Origin of the sequence: Bradyrhizobium sp. HKCCYLS3077, assembly GCF_051167555.1 — a bacterium.
Lineage (GTDB): Bacteria > Pseudomonadota > Alphaproteobacteria > Rhizobiales > Xanthobacteraceae > Bradyrhizobium.
The window spans coordinates 1279689-1298906 of sequence record NZ_JBNPTH010000001.1; the positions used below are offsets into that span (position 1 = coordinate 1279689).

General features: G+C 67.2%; 20 protein-coding genes. 13 read left to right on the forward strand and 7 right to left on the reverse strand.

Translation table 11 applies throughout. The annotated features are described in order from the left end of the window. The first annotated feature begins 223 nt into the window (after positions 1-223). Genes ACQR0Z_RS05645 through ACQR0Z_RS05690 form a run of 10 tightly spaced genes read left to right on the forward strand, consistent with a single transcriptional unit; the run spans position 224 to position 8357 of the window. Positions 224-1879, forward strand: a complete 1656-nt coding sequence (locus ACQR0Z_RS05645; RefSeq protein ID WP_434917932.1) for a GspE/PulE family protein — start codon at positions 224-226, stop codon at positions 1877-1879. Between the two features lie 8 nt (positions 1880-1887). Next, positions 1888-3099: a type II secretion system F family protein gene (locus ACQR0Z_RS05650; RefSeq protein WP_434918031.1), complete on the forward strand. Its 1212-nt coding sequence runs from the start codon at positions 1888-1890 to the stop codon at positions 3097-3099. Between the two features lie 20 nt (positions 3100-3119). Further along, the gene (gene gspG / locus ACQR0Z_RS05655; RefSeq protein WP_434879579.1) at positions 3120-3596 is read left to right on the forward strand and encodes a type II secretion system major pseudopilin GspG; all 477 of its coding nucleotides are present in this window, start codon (positions 3120-3122) and stop codon (positions 3594-3596) included. Next, entirely contained in the window at positions 3589-4053 is a 465-nt protein-coding gene (locus tag ACQR0Z_RS05660) for a pilus assembly FimT family protein (RefSeq protein ID WP_434879578.1), read from the forward strand. The genes gspG and ACQR0Z_RS05660 overlap by 8 nt, the downstream gene beginning before the upstream one ends. Next, entirely contained in the window at positions 4025-4444 is a 420-nt protein-coding gene (locus ACQR0Z_RS05665; RefSeq protein ID WP_434879577.1) for a prepilin-type N-terminal cleavage/methylation domain-containing protein, read from the forward strand. The genes ACQR0Z_RS05660 and ACQR0Z_RS05665 overlap by 29 nt, the downstream gene beginning before the upstream one ends. Then, entirely contained in the window at positions 4444-5181 is a 738-nt protein-coding gene (locus tag ACQR0Z_RS05670; protein ID WP_434917933.1) for a type II secretion system protein, read from the forward strand. Before ACQR0Z_RS05665 ends, ACQR0Z_RS05670 begins: the two co-directional genes overlap by 1 nt. Continuing rightward, positions 5181-6110, forward strand: coding sequence for a general secretion pathway protein GspK (locus ACQR0Z_RS05675; protein ID WP_434879575.1), 930 nt, complete (start codon positions 5181-5183; stop codon positions 6108-6110). The genes ACQR0Z_RS05670 and ACQR0Z_RS05675 overlap by 1 nt, the downstream gene beginning before the upstream one ends. After that, positions 6107-7180, forward strand: coding sequence for a PilN domain-containing protein (locus ACQR0Z_RS05680; protein ID WP_434917934.1), 1074 nt, complete (start codon positions 6107-6109; stop codon positions 7178-7180). Before ACQR0Z_RS05675 ends, ACQR0Z_RS05680 begins: the two co-directional genes overlap by 4 nt. Next, positions 7177-7740 carry a type II secretion system protein GspM gene (gene gspM, locus ACQR0Z_RS05685; RefSeq protein ID WP_434917935.1) on the forward strand — a complete coding sequence of 188 codons (564 nt, stop codon included), beginning with the start codon at positions 7177-7179 and terminating at the stop codon, positions 7738-7740. Before ACQR0Z_RS05680 ends, gspM begins: the two co-directional genes overlap by 4 nt. Further along, positions 7740-8357 (forward strand): hypothetical protein, encoded by a 618-nt coding sequence (locus tag ACQR0Z_RS05690; RefSeq protein WP_434918032.1) that lies wholly within the window; start codon positions 7740-7742, stop codon positions 8355-8357. Before gspM ends, ACQR0Z_RS05690 begins: the two co-directional genes overlap by 1 nt. A gap of 5 nt (positions 8358-8362) precedes the next feature. On the opposite strand, the gene ACQR0Z_RS05695 is transcribed toward ACQR0Z_RS05690, so the two are convergent. From ACQR0Z_RS05695 to ACQR0Z_RS05715, 5 genes are read right to left on the reverse strand one after another with little or no spacing between them, the layout of a single operon-like run. Beyond that, the gene (locus tag ACQR0Z_RS05695; protein ID WP_434917936.1) at positions 8363-8845 is read right to left on the reverse strand and encodes a prepilin peptidase; all 483 of its coding nucleotides are present in this window, start codon (positions 8843-8845) and stop codon (positions 8363-8365) included. 46 nt (positions 8846-8891) lie between these two features. Then, a complete protein-coding gene (locus tag ACQR0Z_RS05700; RefSeq protein WP_434917937.1) occupies positions 8892-9509 on the reverse strand; it encodes a HupE/UreJ family protein in 618 nt (205 codons plus the stop codon). Next, the gene (locus ACQR0Z_RS05705; RefSeq protein ID WP_434860072.1) at positions 9506-10117 is read right to left on the reverse strand and encodes a HupE/UreJ family protein; all 612 of its coding nucleotides are present in this window, start codon (positions 10115-10117) and stop codon (positions 9506-9508) included. The genes ACQR0Z_RS05700 and ACQR0Z_RS05705 overlap by 4 nt, the downstream gene beginning before the upstream one ends. A gap of 17 nt (positions 10118-10134) precedes the next feature. Further along, positions 10135-11115, reverse strand: coding sequence for a HupE/UreJ family protein (locus ACQR0Z_RS05710; protein ID WP_434917938.1), 981 nt, complete (start codon positions 11113-11115; stop codon positions 10135-10137). Beyond that, entirely contained in the window at positions 11112-12011 is a 900-nt protein-coding gene (locus ACQR0Z_RS05715) for a peptidyl-prolyl cis-trans isomerase (protein WP_434917939.1), read from the reverse strand. Before ACQR0Z_RS05715 ends, ACQR0Z_RS05710 begins: the two co-directional genes overlap by 4 nt. Positions 12012-12277: 266 nt before the next feature. Here ACQR0Z_RS05715 and ACQR0Z_RS05720 point away from each other — a divergent pair, with 266 nt between their 5' ends. From ACQR0Z_RS05720 to ACQR0Z_RS05730, 3 genes are all read left to right on the forward strand, one after another. Further along, the gene (locus ACQR0Z_RS05720; RefSeq protein ID WP_434859923.1) at positions 12278-14302 is read left to right on the forward strand and encodes a hypothetical protein; all 2025 of its coding nucleotides are present in this window, start codon (positions 12278-12280) and stop codon (positions 14300-14302) included. A gap of 128 nt (positions 14303-14430) precedes the next feature. Continuing rightward, positions 14431-14769, forward strand: a complete 339-nt coding sequence (locus tag ACQR0Z_RS05725; protein WP_434859924.1) for a hypothetical protein — start codon at positions 14431-14433, stop codon at positions 14767-14769. A 96-nt stretch (positions 14770-14865) separates the two neighbouring features. Continuing rightward, a complete protein-coding gene (locus ACQR0Z_RS05730; protein ID WP_434859925.1) occupies positions 14866-15489 on the forward strand; it encodes a 2OG-Fe(II) oxygenase family protein in 624 nt (207 codons plus the stop codon). 4 nt (positions 15490-15493) lie between these two features. On the opposite strand, the gene ACQR0Z_RS05735 is transcribed toward ACQR0Z_RS05730, so the two are convergent. Both ACQR0Z_RS05735 and ACQR0Z_RS05740 read right to left on the reverse strand, forming a co-directional pair. Continuing rightward, on the reverse strand, positions 15494-18010 hold the full coding sequence (locus tag ACQR0Z_RS05735; RefSeq protein ID WP_434918033.1) for a spermidine synthase: 2517 nt from the start codon (positions 18008-18010) through the stop codon (positions 15494-15496). 282 nt (positions 18011-18292) lie between these two features. Continuing rightward, positions 18293-19132 (reverse strand): SDR family NAD(P)-dependent oxidoreductase, encoded by an 840-nt coding sequence (locus ACQR0Z_RS05740; RefSeq protein WP_434859926.1) that lies wholly within the window; start codon positions 19130-19132, stop codon positions 18293-18295. Between the last annotated feature and the right edge of the window lie 86 nt (positions 19133-19218).

The following is a 19218-nucleotide window of genomic DNA, read 5'->3' on the forward strand; positions in this document are numbered from 1 at the left end:
GGCCCAAACGTCATGAGGCACGTCCGGACCCGAGCCTGCATAGCGGCCTAATATGACACTTATGTATCTTCGCTGAGGGCGGCCGACCTTTGCGCCGCCTGTGTGTCTCAAATGTCGGCGTCGCTGTTTTCGTACAGCCGTCATGTTCGCGATCGATAACGTCGGTCGCCAGTTGCGGGGTGCCGAGACGTTGTGCCGGCACGGGCGCCACCCGGATCACGCCATGAGCGGTACACTGTCGACTCAATTCCAGGCCTATTTGCGCGAGCGCCATCCGCGGGCGTCCGGCGAAGTTGCGGCCGCAGGCGAGGCGCAGACGGCGCTGTGGGAAAAGTTCGGCCTCACGGCCGAGGTGTTCGCGCAGGAGGTTGCGGACTTCACGGGCCTGGAGCGCGCGCCGCTGCGTGATCTCCTCGCGGCCCAGCCGGCCGTCGGAGAATTCTCCGAGCGTTTTCTGCGCGAAGTCCTCGGCTATCCCTACAGGACCGCCGAAGGCGGGGCCGTGTTCGCGATGGCCGATCCGACCGATCAGGCGGTGCGCCGCGCGGCCGAACTGGTGCTCGGTCCGGCCACGCTGTTCAAGGTCGCCTCGCACGAGGACATTGCCGTGGTGCTCGACCAGCGGCTCGGCTCGGGTGACGACTCCGAGATGTCGCCGGCCCAGGAGCTTCGCGACGACGATATCGAAAGCCTTCGCGACCTCGCCAGCGGCGCGCCGGTCGTGCGCGCCGTCAACGATCTCATCGAGAGAGCGGTGGAGATGCGCGCCAGCGACATCCACATCGAACCGTTCTCGACCGGACTCGTGGTCAGGCTCCGGGTCGATGGCCTGCTGCGGCCGATCGCGGCGCCCACCGGCGTCCTGCCCCAGGCGGTGATTTCGCGCATCAAGATCGTGGCCGGTCTCAACATTGCCGAGCGCCGCCTGCCGCAGGACGGTGCGGCGCGCATCCGTGCCGGTCGCGCGGAGATCGACGTCCGCGTCGCCATCATGCCGACGCAGCATGGCGAGTCCGCCGTGCTGCGTATCCTGCCGAAGGATCGCTCGCAGCTGGTCGCGAGCCGCCTCGGGCTCTCGACGCGCGACGACGCGGCTCTTCGGCGCCTGATGACGCTGCCGCATGGCATGATCGTGATCACCGGGCCGACCGGCAGCGGCAAGACCACGACGCTGGCGACGATCCTGTCGATGCTCAACACGCCCGAGCGCAAGATCCTCACCGTCGAGGATCCCGTGGAATATGAGATTCCCGGAATCAACCAGTCGCAGATCAAGCCCGCGATCGGGCTGACCTTCGCCAGCGCGCTGCGCTCCTTCGTTCGCCAGGATCCCGACGTCATCATGGTCGGCGAGATCCGCGACAGCGAGACCGCGCATGTCGCGGTGCATGCGGCGTTGACCGGCCATCTCGTGCTGACCACGCTGCATACCGAAACGGCGGCGGCGGCCGTGCCGCGCCTGCTCGATCTCGGCGTGGAAGGCTATCTCCTGCGCTCGACGTTGCGCGCGGTCATCGCCCAGCGCCTGGTGCGTCAGCTCTGCGAGCACTGCAAGGTCGCCCGGCCGATCGACGACGAGACCTGCCGCGACGATCCGCGCCTCGGTCACCTCGGCCTCGTGCCCGGCGACATCGTCTGGCATCCGGCCGGCTGCGAGCGTTGCGGCGGAAGCGGCTATCGCGGCCGGGTCGGCGTGTTCGAATTGCTCGAGCTGACCGGCAGTGTCCGTCAACTGATCGCCGACGGCGCAGATGGCCTCGCGATCGACCGGCAGGCGACCCAGGAGGGGATGACGACGATGCTGGATGATGGCGTCGCCAAGTGCCGCGCCGGCGTCACCTCCGTGTCCGAACTGCTTCGTGTTCTCGTGGCGCGCTGAGGTGCATGGTGCCGAACTATCGCTATCGCGCGCTGACACAATCCGGGGAGATCGTCGTCGGTTCGATCGAGGCCCCGTCGCGCGGCGAGGTGGAGCAGCGCATTTCCTATCTGCAACTGCTGCCGATCGAGACCGTCGAGGAGAAGAAGGCGGGCGCGGGATCTTCGATCGGACTCTCGTTCGGAGGCCCGACGGCCGCTGAGGTCACGACCTTCACGCGTGATCTGGCCTTGCTGCTCAAGGCGGGCGCACGGCTCGATGATGCCTTGGATCTGCTGTCGAGCGATTCCGATCTCGGCCGTCTTCGCCCCGTCGTGGCTCGGCTGCGCGCGGCCATCATGAGCGGTGAGAGCTTCGCCGATGCCGCCGCGGCGCAGCCGGCGCTGTTCTCGCCGATGTACGTCGCCTTGATGCGTGTCGGTGAAGCCTCGGGAACACTCGATCACGTGCTGACCGCGCTCGCCGGCGAGCGGGAGCGATCCGAGGCGACGCGGCGCAAGCTGACCGATGCGATGCAGTACCCCGCCTTTGTGTTCCTCGCCGCGATCGGCGTGATGCTGTTCTTTCTCGTCGCCGTGCTGCCGAATTTCTCCGCGGTGCTGCGCGATTTCGGCGGCCGGGCCGATACCGCGCTCGGCTTCTTCATGACGCTGTCGGACCTCCTCCGCGCCAATGCGACGGTCATCGCGCTGTGCTGTGCTGCCCTGATCGTTATCGCCTGGTGGCTCCTGCGACAGGCCGCCGTCCGCGCCGCGCTGACCAGCGCGCTGGCCGTGGTGCCCGGCATCGGCAGCATCCTGATGTTCTATCGAACGAGCCTGTTCTGCCGGAATCTCGGCCTGCTGCTCGGCTGCGGCGTCAATCTGAGCGCGGCGCTGCGCATCCTGGTCGACGTGATGTCGGTGACATCGTCGCGCACGCCGTGGTCCGCGGCCGCGGACCGCGTGCGTCACGGCGGCAAGCTGTCCCAGGCGCTGTCGACGGACAACATGCTGCCGCCGATGGCGCTGCGCATGCTGCGGCTCGGCGAGGAGACCGGCCAGTTGCCGACGCTGTCGACGCGCATTGCCGAATTCTATGAGGCCAAGCTGCAGCGCGGGCTCGATCGCGTCGTCGGCATCGTCGGGCCTGCCGCCATTCTGCTCATCAGTATCGTCGTGGGAGGTCTGATCGTGTCGATCATGACGGCCCTTCTTTCAGTCACCCAGCTGGTCGGCTGATCGCGTTCAAGGAGAGTGACATGACATCTGACATGCGAACCAGGTTGGCGATCCAGGCCGGACGCGACGGCGAACGCGGCTTCACGCTCGTCGAGATGCTGGTCGTCATCACCATCATCGGCCTGATCATGGGACTGATCGGCCCGCGCGTGCTTAACTATCTCAGCGAGTCCAAGACCAAGGCGGCACGGATTCAGTTGCAGAGCTTCTCGGCCGCGCTCGACCTGTTCTATCTCGATGCCGGCCGCTATCCCTCGACATCCGAGGGGCTGGCGGCGCTGGCGCAGCGGCCGGCCGGACTGAGCGCCTGGAACGGTCCCTATCTCAAGGGCGGCGCCGTGCCCAAGGACCCCTGGAATACGGCCTATGTCTACCGCGCGCCGGGCGACCACGGGCCCTATGACATCATGTCCTACGGCGCCGATGGCCAGGAGGGCGGCACCGGCACCGCGGCCGATATCGTGCTGGGCACGCAGACGAGCGCGCGCAGTGAGTGAGGTGGGACAGCGCGGCTTCACGCTGCTCGAGATGGTCTGCGTGCTCGCGATCATCGCGCTGCTGGCGTCGGTCGCGCTGCCTTATCTGCCGCGGCAGACCTCGCGGCCGCGGCTGCAGGCCTATGCGCTGCAGGCCGTGACGCTGTTGAAGTCGGATCGTGCCGCGTCGCTTCGCAACGGGACGCGGATCGACACGCAGATCGACACGTCGCGGCGGTTGATCCGTGCCGGCGGCAGCGCGACCGCCCTGCGGCTGCCAGATGACGTCGGCTTCCAGGCGACGCTGCCGCGCAGCTGCCAGCATCGGCCGGTGCCGTCGACGATCAGCTTTTTTCCGGACGGCCTGTCCTGCGGCGGAGCGATCACGCTGTCGCGCGCCGATCTCAGCCTGGAGATCAGGGTCAACTGGCTGACGGGGAGGATCGACATTGTCTCGCGCGCACACGCCGCTGGCTGAACATGCCGGCGCCACCGAGGCCGGCTTCACGCTGATCGAGGTGCTCGTCGCGCTCGCTGTCGTCACCGTGTCGATCGTCGCCATCGGCGCCGTGGTGTCGCGCAATGCGGCAGGCGTTCGCAAGCTCGAGCAGCATGTCACGCTCGTGACCGATGCGCGGCTGGCGCTCGCGACGGCGCTGGCCGATCGCAGCCGCCTGCAGCCCGGCAGCAGCGCGCAGCGCTCCGGCTCCGGATCGGTGGCGCTGCAGATCGCGCCGCTCGGCGGCGACTGGGGCCAGCCCGCGGGACAGCAGGGCTGGGTGCCGGAAGCCGTCAGCTTGCGCGTGACAACTGGCTCCGGCGCCGTCGCCGAACTGCAGACGGTGCGGCTCGTTCGGGCACAACGCTGATGAGCGCCAGATCCGATCGTTCAGGCACAGCCGGTTTCGCGCTGATCGAGGCGCTCGGCGCGCTCGCGATTGCGGGAATCGTGCTGTCCGCGCTGCTGGCCGTGACATCGCAATGGCTGCCGGCCTGGCAGCGTGGGCTCGATCGCGTGCAACGCGCCGAGATGGTCGCCGCCGCGCTGCGCCGCGCGGGAGAGGATCTTGCGGCGGCGGAGTTCGTCTCGGTCAGCCGCGAGCAGAAGGGGCCGCTGTTCATCGGCGAGGAGTTTTCGGCGACATTCGTCCGCACGGACATCGGCCCCAACTCCGGGCACGGGCTCGCGGTCATCAGGATCGGCGAGGAGGATACAGGCAGCGAACGCGCCGTGCTGCGGTCGCGCGCGGCATTCGATGTTCTTCCCGCGGGCCAGGTGGCGAGCGATCATTTTCGCTTTGGCGAGTCCGTCGTGCTGCTGTCTCGACCGTTTCGGATGTCCTTCGCCTATGCCGACCGGTCGATGGCCTGGAGGCCGGAATGGCACGACGCCGCCAGGCTGCCGTTTGCGGTCCGGATGACGATCCGCGACGAGAGCCGCGGTGGGCGGCCTATCCTGGTCAGCGCGGTCCGTATTCAGGTCGATACGCCTGGCGGCGCGGCGATCGCTGCCGACAGCGGCGGCGGTCCCAAACCGCCGCCGGCCGCGCCCGAGCCGCCAACGCCTGAGCCGCCACCCGCCAGCAATGATGGGCTGATCGACTGATGCGCGCGACGCAGATCAACAGACGGGACATAGATCAGCGCGGCGCTGAGGACGGCTTCATCCTCATCGCCGCGCTGTGGATGCTCGCTGCGCTCTCAGTGCTCGTGGTCGTCGTCTCGCAGCAACTGGGAGCTTCGGCGCGATTGCTGCGGCTCGAAGACAAGACGGTCGAGGCGGATGCGCTGATCTCGGCGGCGATCGAATTGTCGGCGTATCGGCTGATGCTGCCCAAGGAAGAGGAGCGGCCGCAGCAGGGGGGCTTCCGTTTGGCGCTCGCAGGCAACGACATCGTCGTGTCGTTCGTCAACGAGTCTGCTCGCGTCGATCTCAACACCGCGCCGAGGGAGATGCTCGCAAATCTCTTCGTCACGACGGGCGTCGAACGAGACGCCGCCAAGGAGATGGCCGAGCGGGTGGTGGCATGGCGGTCCAAGCCGTCCGATGCCGCGAAGGCCAGGGACGAGGAGGCGCGCTATGCCGCGGCGGGCCTCAAGCGCATGCCACGCCTGGCGCCATTCCCCCATGTCGGCGAACTTGCGCTGGTTCTCGGGATGCCGGCCGCGCTCATCGCGCGCGTGCTGCCGCTGGTGACGGTGTTCAATGGCTCTCCAGGAATCGATCCGGCGATTGCACCGCCGGAGGTGGTGGCGGCCCTGCCGGGCATGACGCCGCTGATCCTGAAGGATTTCCTCAGCACGCGGGACGCCGATGCCCTGGCCAAGACGCTGGGGCCGGCTGCGAAGGATGCCGCGCGCGGCAAGAGCAAGGCCTATCGATTGAAGATCGTCGTCGATCCGGCGGGCGGGCTGCGATACGCGGCGACGGCCGTGATCATCCCTGGCGAGGGCGAGGAGCCATATCGGCTGCTGGCGCGCCAGGACGAAGGACCGCAACCGAGGGGCGCGCGCCAAGCGCGACGGATGCCATGAAGCTGACCGAGACGATCGAGCGCGGCCTGACCGCATGGACCGCGACGGTCGCGATCGCGGCCGAGACGATCGCCGACCGGCAACTGACCCGCGGCCGCGTCGTGATCCGCTATGCGCGGCCGGACCATATCACGCTGACGGTGATGCCGTCAGGCAAGGGGAAGGCGGCCCTGCCGGGAATCACGATGAGCTTCGCCCCGGGCGCACCGCGCCATGCGCTCTCGCCGGAATGGCTTCGAGCGCTGCGCGGCTGTGTGCTGGAGGTGCATGTCGCCGCCGACAACATGCTGGTCCGTCCGCTCGACTTCCCCAAACAGGCCGAGCCGTTTCTCGACGGCATGATCCGGACGCAGATCGGCCGGCTGACACCGTGGACGCTCGATCAGGTCCTGTTCGGCTTCAGCGCGCCGCGCCCTGCGTCCAACGACCGGATTGCCCTGACGCTGCTGGCGACGCCGCGTGCGCTGATGCAGCCGCTATTGGCCTTTGCCGAAGAAGTCGGCGCAGCGAGGATCGTGGTCGTCGCCGAGGCCGACGCGCCGGAAGGCGAGGCAACCCCGATCTACAAGGCCTCGCTGCGCTCTTCGCTGCCTGGCGGCCGTGATCTCGGGAGCGTTCTGAAGCTGGGATGGGTTTCGGTCGCCGCTCTAACGGCCGTGGTGCTGATCGCTGCCACGCTGACCGGCCGATATCTCGACGGTGAGCTGGAGGATGCGCAGGCGCAGGTTGCGCGGCTGCGCGCGGCGCTGCGGCCGGGCATTGGCGCAACCGCGGCCGACGGGCTTCTCGCAAAGCGCAAGCAGACCAGCCCCGCGAGCGTGATCGCGCTGGAGACTCTGTCGAAGATCCTGCCCGACGGCACCTATGTCATCGAGCTGCATATCGAGAACGATCGCCTGCAGATCTCCGGCGTGACCCAGGACGCGCCGGCACTGATCCGGCTGATCGAGCAGTCGCCGCAATTCAGCCGTGCCACCTTCTACGCGCCGACCACGCGGACGGCGGGCGAGGCGGGCGAGCGCTTTCACATCGAGGCGCGCCTCAACGCCTATTTTGGAGACCGCGCATGAACTGGTCGAGCTGGCCGCGCCGCATCTTCGTCAACTCGCCGGCTGCGGCTGCGGCGATCTACGTGGTCAGCGTCGTCACGCTGATCTGGCTCGGCACGTCGGCCGTCGCCGATCTCCTCGCGAAACAGGATGAGCTTGGCGACGCCAAGGCGCAAATGGTCCAGTTCACCGGACGCAGGCGGCCTGCCGATGCGGCCACCGTGAACGTCTCGACCGGCCCCAGCGGCTCGGTGTTCGTCGAGGGGCGAACGGTGACCATTGCCGGGGCCGCGCTGGTGCAGCGGCTGACGGAAGCGATCGCCAAGGCGGGCGGCAACGTGCTGTCGACCCAGGTCGATCTGCCGGCCGCCCGGACCAACGCCAACGTGATCAGCGTGGTGGCCAGCTGCGAGCTGGAGCAGCCGGGCTTGCAGCAACTGCTCTATGACATCGAGGCCGGGCTGCCGTTTCTGTTCGTCGATCAGCTGCATGTCCAGCAGCCGCTGGCGGCGGCAGCCAGCGAAGGCGCGCGGCTGCGGGTGCAGCTCACGGTGTCCGGTCAATGGAGGGGGCAATCGTGATGCGTTGGCTCCTCTGCCTGCTTGCCATTGCGGTGGCGCTCAGTCCCGCCCTGGGAGAGGACGTCGAAGGCCTCGAGCCGGCTGCGCCACCGCAGGCCCCTGCAAGCTCTCCCGATCCGCAGGTGGTCAGCGCGATTGCACCGGGCGCGCAGCTTCCGGCAAGACCCGCAGGGAGCAGCGTCAACCCGCTCTGGGACGTGCCGATCGCGACGCTGTCGGCCATGCGCGACCGGCCGATCTTCTCCGCCTCGCGGCGGCCGCCCGAACTGCCGGCCGTCGCTCCGGTCGTGGAGATGCGTGCGCCGCCGCCTCCGCCGAGCGAGCCGGAACGGCCGAATTTGCAGCTCGTCGGCACGGTGGTCGGCGGCGAGGACAGCTTCGCCATCTTCATCGATCCATCGTCGCAGGCCGCGTTGCGGCTGCGCATGGGGACCGCGCATGAGGGCTGGACGTTGCAATCGCTGCAGGCGCGCCAGGCGGTGCTGCAGAAGGATGGCGAAACCGTCACGCTGGCGATGCCGCAACCGAGCGAGACCGCGAGCAGCGATAGCGACAGTGACGTCGACGCCCCGCCGCCGCCAACCGGGCGGGAGCGGATGGCGCGGCGGTCGCGCTGAGGGCGTCAGAGCGTCATATCGAGGCCGCTGGCGCGCAGCACGAGCACCGCGAGCAGACCCCCGACCAGAAACGGACCGAACGGCAGCGCCGTCTGTCCGCTTAGCTGCCGCCCGGTCGAATAGAGGACGAGAACCATCGCCAGCGCCGAGAGCGTTGCCATCAGCAGCAGGATTGGCAGGCCCGCCAGCCCTGTCCAAAACGTCGCGGCCATCAGAAATTTGACGTCGCCAAGCCCCAGGCCCTGCCGGCCGCGGGCAATGAAATAGAGGCGGCGCAGCAGCAGCAGCGCCGCGCCGACAGCAAGCGCGGCGGCCGCAGTCCAGAGCGCGTCCTGCAGATCAGCCCATGCCGCTTGCACGAAGCCGCTTGCGGCCACCAGCGCGTTCATCCAATCCGGCAGGATGCCGCTGCGCAGATCCGTCCAGATCAGGCCCGCGCAGGTCGGCAGCAACACGAGCAGGCAGATGAGGGGGATGAGGTCGGTCACGAAGCGAGGTGGTGGGTGAGGCGAGACACCAGCAGCATAGACGCGCTCAGGTGGCGAAGGATAGTCCGGCCATCATCAGCCCGACCGCGGCGACCCAGCCGCCGACCGCGCGGAGCGTAATTCCGCGCCAGCTCGACGTGGGCTCGGTGTCGGGGCGCCGGAACGACAGCGCGACCGCCGTCACCAGCGTGATGACGACATAGCCGGCGCATGCGAGACCCGCCGCGTAGAGCAGACGATCGGTCTGCGCGACGAGCTCTTCGGCGTTTGCCGTGCCACGCATCACCCCGAGGGTGAAGGCAATGGCGCACAGCAACGCGACCGGAATGCGGAGACTGGCCGCGAGCAGCAATCCGAGCAGGAGAATGGTCGCGGCGTCCACGACCGGCGGCAGCGCAGCGATGCTCGTAGTTGTGGCCAACGCCAAGCCGGCACAGAGACCGAGCGGAAACACCACGATCAGCCAGCGTCCACTGGCTGCGCCGAGCGAGCCGGCGAGCAGGCCGAGTGCCATCCAGACCAGCACGTCCTGCAAGGTCAGCAGCGGATGCAGCGCGCCGGCATAGAAGTCGCCGAGCCGGGCGGAGACGATGTGCGCGTGCGCGATGTGGCTTTGCGTCAGCAGCAGCGCTGCAAGGACAACCGTTCTCAGCCGCCCGCTCATGCCGACGCTCCGAGACTGGCGACGAGGAAGTAGCCGCCAAGCGCGGCGATGGCCGCGCCGACGCCCTGGATCACCCGTTCTCCCGCCGGCCAGCGGGCCAGCGCGCCGATGGTGATGCCGCACGCATGCAGCAGGCCCGTCGCGACCACGAAGCCGCAGCCATAGGCGAGCGGATTGGCAGCGGAGGGCAGCTCGACGCCGTGCGCATGGCCGTGGAAGATCGCGAACACCGCAACGATGGCCGCCGCCGCGACGAATGGCACCCGGATGCGCATGGCGACCGCAAGACCGAGGATCAATCCCGACAGCGCAATCACCAATTCCGGCACGGGCAGCCCGATCTTGAGGATTCCGAGCACCGCGCCGAACGCCATCACCATCGGAAACACGATCGGCAACACCCAGACCGCAACGCCGCCGAGCTGCGCGCCCCAGATGCCGACCGCGACCATCGCGACGAGATGATCGAGCCCGGTCAGGGGATGCAGCAGTCCGCTTGCCAGGCCGCCGCCGACCCCGGTCTGCTCATGGGCCAGACCCGGGCTTGCCGTCAGCGCCGAGAGCAGCGCGGCCGTCAACGCGGACTGCAGGACTTTGCGCGCGATCATGATCATCCCGTTCGTCCTCATGCGGCCGCCAGCACCCGCACCAGCCGGCCGAGAAACCAGAACATCGACACCGAGCCGATGGCATAGGCCGGCAACTCGACGCCCCACCGGGGCATCCCTGCGCCGAGACGGCGATGCGCCCAGATCAATGCCAGAACCAGCAGCACGAACAGGATCTGGCCGATCTCGACGCCGATGTTGAAGAACAGCAGCGCCGCCGGCAGGATGCGTCGTTCGAGACCGAGCCCGGCCAGCGCACTGGCGAAGCCGATGCCATGCACGAGACCGAAGCTGAAGGCGACGGCCCAAGGATACTTCGCCGTCAGCCCGATCTCGCCGCGCTGCTGCTTGACGATCTCGACGCCGACGAAGACGATGCTGAGCGCGATGCAGGCGTTGAGCGGAGCCTCGGGAACGCCGATCCAGCCGAACGCCGTGGCCGCGAGCGAAAAGCTGTGGCCGATGGTGAAGGCCGTGATCGTCTTGAACAGGCGCCAGCCACCCTGCACGATCCAGATCAGCCCGAGCACGAACAGCAGATGATCGGCGCCGAGCAGGATATGGTCGATGCCGAGATTGACATAGGTCTTCGCGAGCTCGAGCCAGGTCTCGAGCGTCGGAGCGTCCGTGCCGAGCACGGTCGCGACCGGATTGGCCGCCGAGATCGTGTAGCTGCGCGTCTCGCCCGCCAAGGACGTCACGCGGATGATGGCGGCCGACATGTCCTCGCCGAGATTGGCGATCGTCATCTGCCCGACGAGGCCCTTGTCGCCGCAGTTCAGTTCCGGCAGGCGGAGGAAGCAGTGCGGCGGCATCTTGAGCTCGATGCGATTGTCGCCGTCTTTCGGCAGCGTCGTCCACCGTCCGATGAAGACGCCCGCGCGCATCTCGCGAAATTCGAGCACGGCGATGGTCGCCTGATGCGCCGCCGCCGGCCGCGCGAGCAGCAGTGCGGCGAGCGCAAGCGTGATGGCAAGCAGAGCCCGGGCCGCGGTCACGGCTCGTACCTGATCGTGTAGTTGGCCTTGAGCCGGCTCACCGCCTCCCAGGCCCGCTTGCGCGTCTCTTCGGTGTGCCAGATCTTGGCCGCCTCGGCCCGGATGTCCTCAAATTTGGCCTCCGCGCCCGGCGACCGCGCGTCCAGGCGAACCACGTGCCAGCCGTCCTTCGACTGCAGCAAGGTCCATTCCTGCAGCGGCGCCTTCAGCAGGCCCTCGCTGAAGCCGTCACCGAAGCTTGCGGCGAGACTCGGCACCGGACGATCGAGAATGGCGCGCGTCTGGTCGCGCAGCTCCTCGGTCTCGCGCTGCTCGCGAATGTCGTCCAGATGGCGCCGCGCCGTTGCTTCGTCGCTGGGCGGCGTCATGAAGAAGCTGACGCGCTCGGGCTCGTCGAATCGGGCGTGATTGTCGGCGAACCAGGCCCGCAACTGCTCGTCGTTCGGCTGCGGCACGCGGACCTGGTCGAAGATCAGATATTGAAGCTTGAACGCGACGCGGTCGCGGATCATCTCGTCGCCCCGGTCGACGCCGAGGATCTTGCCTTCACGATAGAGAATTTCGCTGGCGACCCAGGCCTCGACCATCTTCTGCAGCTCGGCCTCGCTCGGAGTTCGCTGCTTGTCTTCGTCGAACGTGTCGATGAAGGATTGGCGGAGCGCCTTGCTCACCGTGATGACCTTCTCGTCCTTCGCGGGTGGATGGAGGAGAGCGTCGGCCGCGAAGATCAGGCCGCCGAGAACGAGGAAATGCAGCAGCGGCTCCCGGGCGAGACCGCGCATGGCTCCGAGGACTCCTGCTCGTGCCTGCGATGCGCCGCCGCCATCCTGCGGGCTGGAGCGTGCGGAGGTGCCATCAAGAGTTTGCGCCGCATTCGACAAGGCAGGGGCTGACATACGTTCTTTTACAACTCGGATCGCGCTCGTTGCGCGGCGCGTATATGCAACGGCGCAGTCGCCCTTGTCACCGGACAAACCGCGCTGTCACAAAAATTTCGCAACGCTCGGCGCGGCGAATGTTCGTGGGAGACATCGGTCCAGAAATAAATCCTTCAACAAACTGTCTCCGAGTTTTGCTTTGGTCGCGGCGCGAAGGACAACGGCGCATGGGACGCGTTGTCATCATGGTTTAGAGTTCGATCGAATTCTCAGGGGCGACGATAATGGTTCCATCCACCAAGAAAATCCTGCTGACGGCGGCCTCGGTCTCGCTCGCCTTGTCGCAGAGCGCCGACGCAGGCGAGCGTTGGGGCGAAACGAGCAAGAACAATCCGTATGTCGCGGGCGACATGCACAACCATAATACCTGCACGGACGGTTCGGTCGCGGCCGGCTATTCGATCGATCGTTCGGTCGGCAAGGGCGCGGCGGCCGCCGGCGGCAACAATTTCGATCTCGACTGGTTCACGCTCGGCAACCACGGCGGTTCGGGCAACCGCGATTGCCGCTTCAGCGATGCGAGCGCCAACATTCCGGGCGACAACACGACGACCTATTGGAGCCAGACGCTCGGCAAGACCATCGACGGCATCACCATCACCAGCCTGAAGGGCACGCCCAACGGCACCGACACCAACGCCAAGATGTGGCGCTGGCAGTCGATCAAGGAGATCGAGTATCCGACGATCGTCAGCCGCACCGCGACCTACAACAAGGTGCTGGTCGAAGGTCTGGAGTGGATCCTGCCGGGCCACGAGCATGGCGACGTCGCGGTCATCGCGGGCCAGAACCCGCGCGGCTACGGCAATGCCGACAAGATGGCTGAGTTCGAGTATCGTTTCGACCGCGCCGACACCGATGCGATCGGTCCGGTCGACAGCGGCAACAACCCGATCTGGGCCGGCAAGGACAACGTCAACAATTCCGGCACCGCGGGTCACCAGAAGGCCGTCGCCGGCATCACCTGGCTGCAGGCCAACCATCCGCTGCAGTCCTACGCCATCCCGACCCACACCGAGCGCCAGGGCCCGTTCAACCCGAATGGCACGGCAGGCTACAACATCGAGCATTTCCGTGACTTCAACAATGCCGGCCCGACGGTTGCCTTCGGCATCGAGGCGCCGGGCCACATGGCCGAGGGTGGGCTGAACGGCGGCTCCGGCTCCTACGGCTCGGGCGCGGTCGGCGGCGGCACCTACGGCATGCACGGCGTCTACACCGCCAAGGTCGGCGGCCTGTGGGACGGCCTGCTCGGTGAGGGACGCAACATTTTCGTGTTCCAGAGCTCGGACTGGCACAGCCGCGGCATCTACGGCGCGCGCGACGCCAGCACCACCGCGGACTTCATCCCTGGCGAGTACACCCGGCTCTACGTGCCGAACGAGCGGCGCTTCAACCAGCAGTCGATCATCGACGGCATGCGCTCGGGCAATTCCTATTCGGTGAACGCCCAGATCATCGACTCCGACATGGTATTCCGCGCCAAGGGCGAGTGGGATTTCGACTGGAAGACGATGGGCGAGACGCTCGTCGTGCGTCCGGGCGAGAAGGTCACGCTCGAGATGGAGATGACCGTTCCGGCCTCGAACAACAGCCCGTACAGCTTCAACAATCCGCTGCTGCTGCCGGTCGGCATCAAGCAGCCGTTGAACAAGCCCTATCTCGATCACGTCGATCTGATCACCGGTGACATCACCGGTCCGATCGCGCCGGGGGCGCCGGGCTATGCGGTCGCCAACGCCAAGGGCGTCGACGGCGCGGCCATCGTCTACAATCCGTCGGCCAAGATCGCGAAGCAGATCCAGGCGACCAAGATGCGGAGCCACAAGCTGCGCGATGGCTCGCTCCGCCTGAGCTTCACGACCACCTTCATCGCCGGCAAGACGCCGTTCTACATCCGCGCCCGCGGCACCAACATTCCGCCGGCGACGCCGAACGTGTCGGACAGCGCCGGCAATCCGCTGCTTGACCTCAACAATGTCAGCGTCAGCTGCACCGACGCGGCGTGCCCGTCGCATCTGGGGACGGTGAACGGCGTCAAGAAGGTCACCAATGACGTGCAGGCCTGGTCGAACGTCTGGTTCTACGCGAACCCGATCTTCGTTCGCACCTACAGCACGCCGGAACTGCTGGTCGAAAAGAACCATGAGCTGGCGCGCAAGCTGGCTCACAGCCATCACCACTGGCACGATTGGGACCATTGGGGTCACTGGGGCCATTGGGGTCGCTGGGCCTTTAACCGCGACTGATGGCTGCAGATCGATCCGGCGAGACGTCTTCGGCTTGCCGGAATCGATCAAAGCGGACACGACAACCGGAAGCGCCGGTTCTTTGCAAGCCGGCGCTTTCTCTTTGCGATCGAACCTTCCGACGTGCCATGGACCCGATCTCCCGTTTCGTTGCTCCGCTGCTGATCGTCCTGACCCTTGGGATCTCCGGCGCGTTCGCGCACGAGGAGGAGCCGACACAGGAGACGTGTGATGCCGTCGTCGCGCAGGCGCGCGCCGCGGCGGCCGTGCTGCCGGCCGACGACGTCTCGCGCTATTTCGCCGAGCGCGACATTCAGCAGGCGCTGGTCGAAGCCGGCAATGGCGAGTTCGACGACTGCGTCGAGAAGGCCGAGCGCGCCATGCTGGAGGTGCGGGAGCGGCCGCACAGTCTCAAGCCGGGCGAGCGGCTTCACATCCTCCGGGCCGACGAAGTGCCGCCGCGCTGAACGGCAACGACGCAAGTTCGCGACGTTCCGTCATCCGTCTGTCATGCTCATCGGCAAAGTGTCGCCCTCGTTGATGTGCGTGCGAGGTTGCCAGACATGGACCAGATCGAAGCTCTGTTTCCGATACCGTTGATGCGCTCGCCCGGGCTCCTCAGCGCCGAACTCAAGGATGCTGCGGTCGCAGCCATCCGGAGTTCGAAGATCGAGAGCAATCTGCGCTCGGGGCAGCTCTTCCATACCGAGGTCGCCGATCCCCGTGCCAACAATCTGTTTCAGACCATCGCCGCCCTGGCGGGGCCGAAGCTCGTCGATTTCGGCGAACTGCTGTTCGGCGAGAAGCTGAACTGGACGGTCAAGGAGATGTGGACGAACATGCTGGAGACCGGCGGCAACCAGACCCTGCATGCCCACGCCAACAGCTTCATCTCCGGCATCTTCTACCTGACGCCGTCGCATCCCGGCAGCCGCACCGTGTTCGTGCGTCCGCCCGGCGGCAGCGACTTCTCGTTCCGCCATCACACGCGCAGCGCCTCTGTCGGTCCCTTCAATGCCGGAAAATACGTGCTGCCGGAGGCCGAGCCCGGCGACCTCGTGCTGTTTCCGAGCTATCTCTATCACGAGGTTCCGCGCAATCAGGGCGACCAGCGCATCACGATCGCCTTCAACGCGATCCCCGATCATCTCGATTGCTGGGGCTATCGCGTCAGTTTTTCGTCTTGAGGCGTCACCGCCCGAATTCTCGCGCCAGCAGCTCGCGCGCCTCGTGCCGCGACGGAGCCGCCGCATCGATGGCCTGAAGCAGGCGTTCGGCCGCGGCCCGGTCCGATCCGAGCAGCGATCTTGCCATGCTGATGAGCGGTGCATAGGCCGGCTCGAATTCGGCACTGGCGCGGGCCGATTCCAGCAGCCCGGGCGTCGCGGCCGCGATCAGCGCCGATCCTCGCGGATCACCGGTCAGTGCCGCGCCAGCCTGGATGAAGCGGTTGCGCGCGCGCCAATAGGCATCGAGCCGGTCATTCCACATCGCGTGTTGCACGGGCGCCAGCAATTCGGCAGCGTCGGTGTTCGCTTCCGTCAGGACCGTGAGCAGCAATTGCCAGGGCGGTGTCGAGAGCGCATGGACGTTGCTGCGCGCGTCGAAGGTCACGAACGGGAAATCATCGGTGTTGCGCGGGCCCGTCCCTGCGAAGCGCGTGAGCGACGCCGCGCCGGCGACATATTGGCCGAGAAGATCGATGGGTCGCTCGAAGCCGAGGGGTTGGAGAATCGGACGCAAGCCGGCATTCGAGATCCGTGCTGCAATCAGTTCAGGGTCGATCACCCCGCTCGTCCGTTTGCCGATCAAGGCCAGCATCGGCGTGCGGACGCTGTAGTGGTTCAGCCACGCCGAGCCGTCGGGGAACACGGCCAGGAAGCTTCTGATGATGGCGCGCAACGACGGGGCATCGAGCTGATAGAGCGGCAGCCACTGGCAGAACACGCCGCCGGCCGCCAACCGTTGCTTGACGGCCTCGAAATGCTCGACGGTGTAAAGCGCGCCGCTGCCATCCAGCGCCGGGTGAAACAGGTCGGCCACGACGACGTCGAAATGGTCCCGATCCGCGACGACGAAGCGCCGCGCATCTGCGATCGAGATCGGTGGCTTGTCCGGCTTCGAGGCGGGGGGATCGAACCAGGGCAGCAGCGCGACCACCTCGGCGGAGAGTTCGACGGCCCGCACGTCGAGGTCCGGCATCTGCGCCCCGCCGAGCACGGTGGCACCAGTGCCGACACCCAGAAAGAGGGCGCTGCGCGGCGAAGGATGCAGCAGCAGCGGCAGCATGGCCTGGCGGACATCCGATCGCGCCGAGCTGGTGCCGCCCATGCGGAAGTGGCCGTTCACCTCGAGATAGCGCGCGCCCGATGCATCGTCGACGACGCTCGCGGTCGCCATCGGTCCCTCGCGCATGGCGAGGAGCTTGCCCCCCGGCGGGACCGTGACGAGCAGGGGAGCGGGGCCCCACAGCAGCACCAGTCCCAGCAGCGCCGGCACGGCCGCCCATCGCAGCAGCGCTCGCTGCGGCGGCAGGAGCAGCAGATATCCCGTGGCCACCAGCACAAGTGCTTTCCAGCTGCCCAAGGCGGGAATGAGCAGCTTGGCTGCGAGAAGCGGCGCGATGGCTGCGCCGATGCTGTTGATGCCGACCGCCCAGCCGACCGATCCGCTGACGTCTCGCACGTCCTGTATCAGCCTGCCGAACAGGGCGCCCATCGCCATCGCCGGCAACAGGAACAGGAGCAGCGCAATCCCGAGCTCGCCGGCCACGCCGAAGCTCGCCGCACGGTCGGCGAACCCTGCCAGCAACGGAATGACGAGTGCGGTCCCCATGCCGACCAGCGCCGCGATGCTCAGCAGCGCGGCCCTGCCGAACGCGATGGTCTGTCCGACGCGCTGGCAGATCATCGCACCAACAGCCGTTCCCAGCAGATAGGCCGCCAGCAAACAGGCGAAGCTGTAGACAGTGTCCTGCATCATCTGCGCGGCAAGTCGCACGACCAGCACCTCGAAGGCGATGCCGAGCAGGCCGGTGACGAACAAGGTCGCTGTCAGGCGGACGTCTGCGACAGCAGACCTGCCGGCGCGCGCGGGCGCATGGGCCGGCGAGGGCGTGCCCAGGCCGAGGGCTGCCAGCGCGCACGCCGCGTTGACCGCGGACAGACACAGCAGCGTGGTCGACAAGCCAAGGGCCGGGATCAGGACGAAGGTCGAGAGCAGCGTGCCGGCGACGGCACCGGCGGTGTTGGCGCCATAGACGCCGGCGCTGACGGACGACCGGCCCTGCGCGGCCGATAGCATGCGTTCGAGCGCCGTCAGCGTGCCGCCCATCGCTACCGTCGCCGGCAGCAGCACCAATGTCGGCAGCAGGAAGCTCGCGCTCCACAGCAGGATCGGCGAAGGCGCGGTGCCCAACACGGGCGCCAGCGCGCGTGCGCTCGCAGGAAGCAGCCAGATCGCACACAGGCCCCACACGCCGATGATCGTCTCGAGCACGGCATAGAGCCGGTGCGGATTGGCTGCGCGACGGATGTAGCCGTCGAGGGCGAATGCGCCGAGCGCCAGCCCTGCGAAGAAGCCTGCGATGGCGCCGAGCACGGCCATCATCTCCGTGCCCAAAGCGAGGGCGAGCTGGCGCGTCCAGACGATCTCGTAACCCAGACCGGCGAGGCCGGAGCTGGCGACCAGGAGCTTCAGCGCCCAGATCCGGGCCGTGCTTCGATTAGAGACGGTGCCTGCGGGACAGACGTCTCGTCGCGCTGTGAACGAGCCGTCATCGCGCGGATCGGCTTGGCGTGCGTCAATCAAGGGGTCATACCTGCGCTTGGCTGGACTGGGCAGCAGCGCCACGCGGGCGCAGCGTCCAGCGCTCGATCAAGCGGAGGGCACCTCGGCTGCCGATGCCGTCTCCTTCTGTTTGCGTTTGATGACGGTGGTTTGACACACAGCCGGGCCGGCCGGCCGTTTTGAAAGGATTTCGGCGGCGTTCTAGCTCTGCTGCGCAGCCGCCTTTTCCAATCGCTTCGCCAACACGCGCCAGTAGGTGCCGGGCAGCACACGCTGCAACAGATCCATGAACCGTGCATCGCCGCCGATCAGGATGCGCGGCTCGTTGCGTTCGATGCCCTGGATGATCCGCTGCGCGGCCTCGCGCGGGCTGGTCTTGGCGAGACGTTCGAACCGCTCGATCGCCTGCACGCGGCGCGCGTTGTCGGTCATGCCATGTCCGGCGCGGGCGTTGCGCGCGATCGCCGTCGCAATGCCGCCGGGATGCACCACCGACAGCCGCACCGGGCTGTTGGCGGCCGCGAGTTCGTGGCGCAGGCTCTCGGAGAATCCGCGCACCGCGAATTTCGCGGCGGCATAGGCCGACTGGCCGGGCGGCGCGATGATGCCGAAGATCGAGGACAGGTTGACGACATGTGCCTCAGGTCGTCGCGACAGATGTGGCAGGAAGGCGCGGGTGCCGTGCACGACACCCCAGAAGTTGATGTTGAACAGCCACTCCATTTCGGACTGATCGATCTCGGAGAAAGTGCCGAACAAGGCCACGCCCGCATTGTTGATGACGATGTTGAGCGCGGGATGAGCCCGCGTCGCCTCGTCGGCGAACCGCGCGATGGCGGCGGGGTCGCTGACGTCGACCTTGTGCGACGTCACCTTGCGCCTCGTCGATGCAAGCTCATCGGCAAGGCTTGCAAGCCCGGGCTCGTCCCGGTCGGCAAGCGCGAGATCGCAGCCCCGCGCTGCCAGCTCCAGCGCGAGCGCGCGGCCGATGCCGCTCGCCGCTCCGGTGATCGCCGCCGCCGCTCCATTGATGCCAGTCATTGCCGCATTCTCCCCCAAGCGCTTCGCTGCGGTTCCAAATTGCCGCAGTCACATTGCGTCACTTTTTCGCATTGGAACCGAACCAT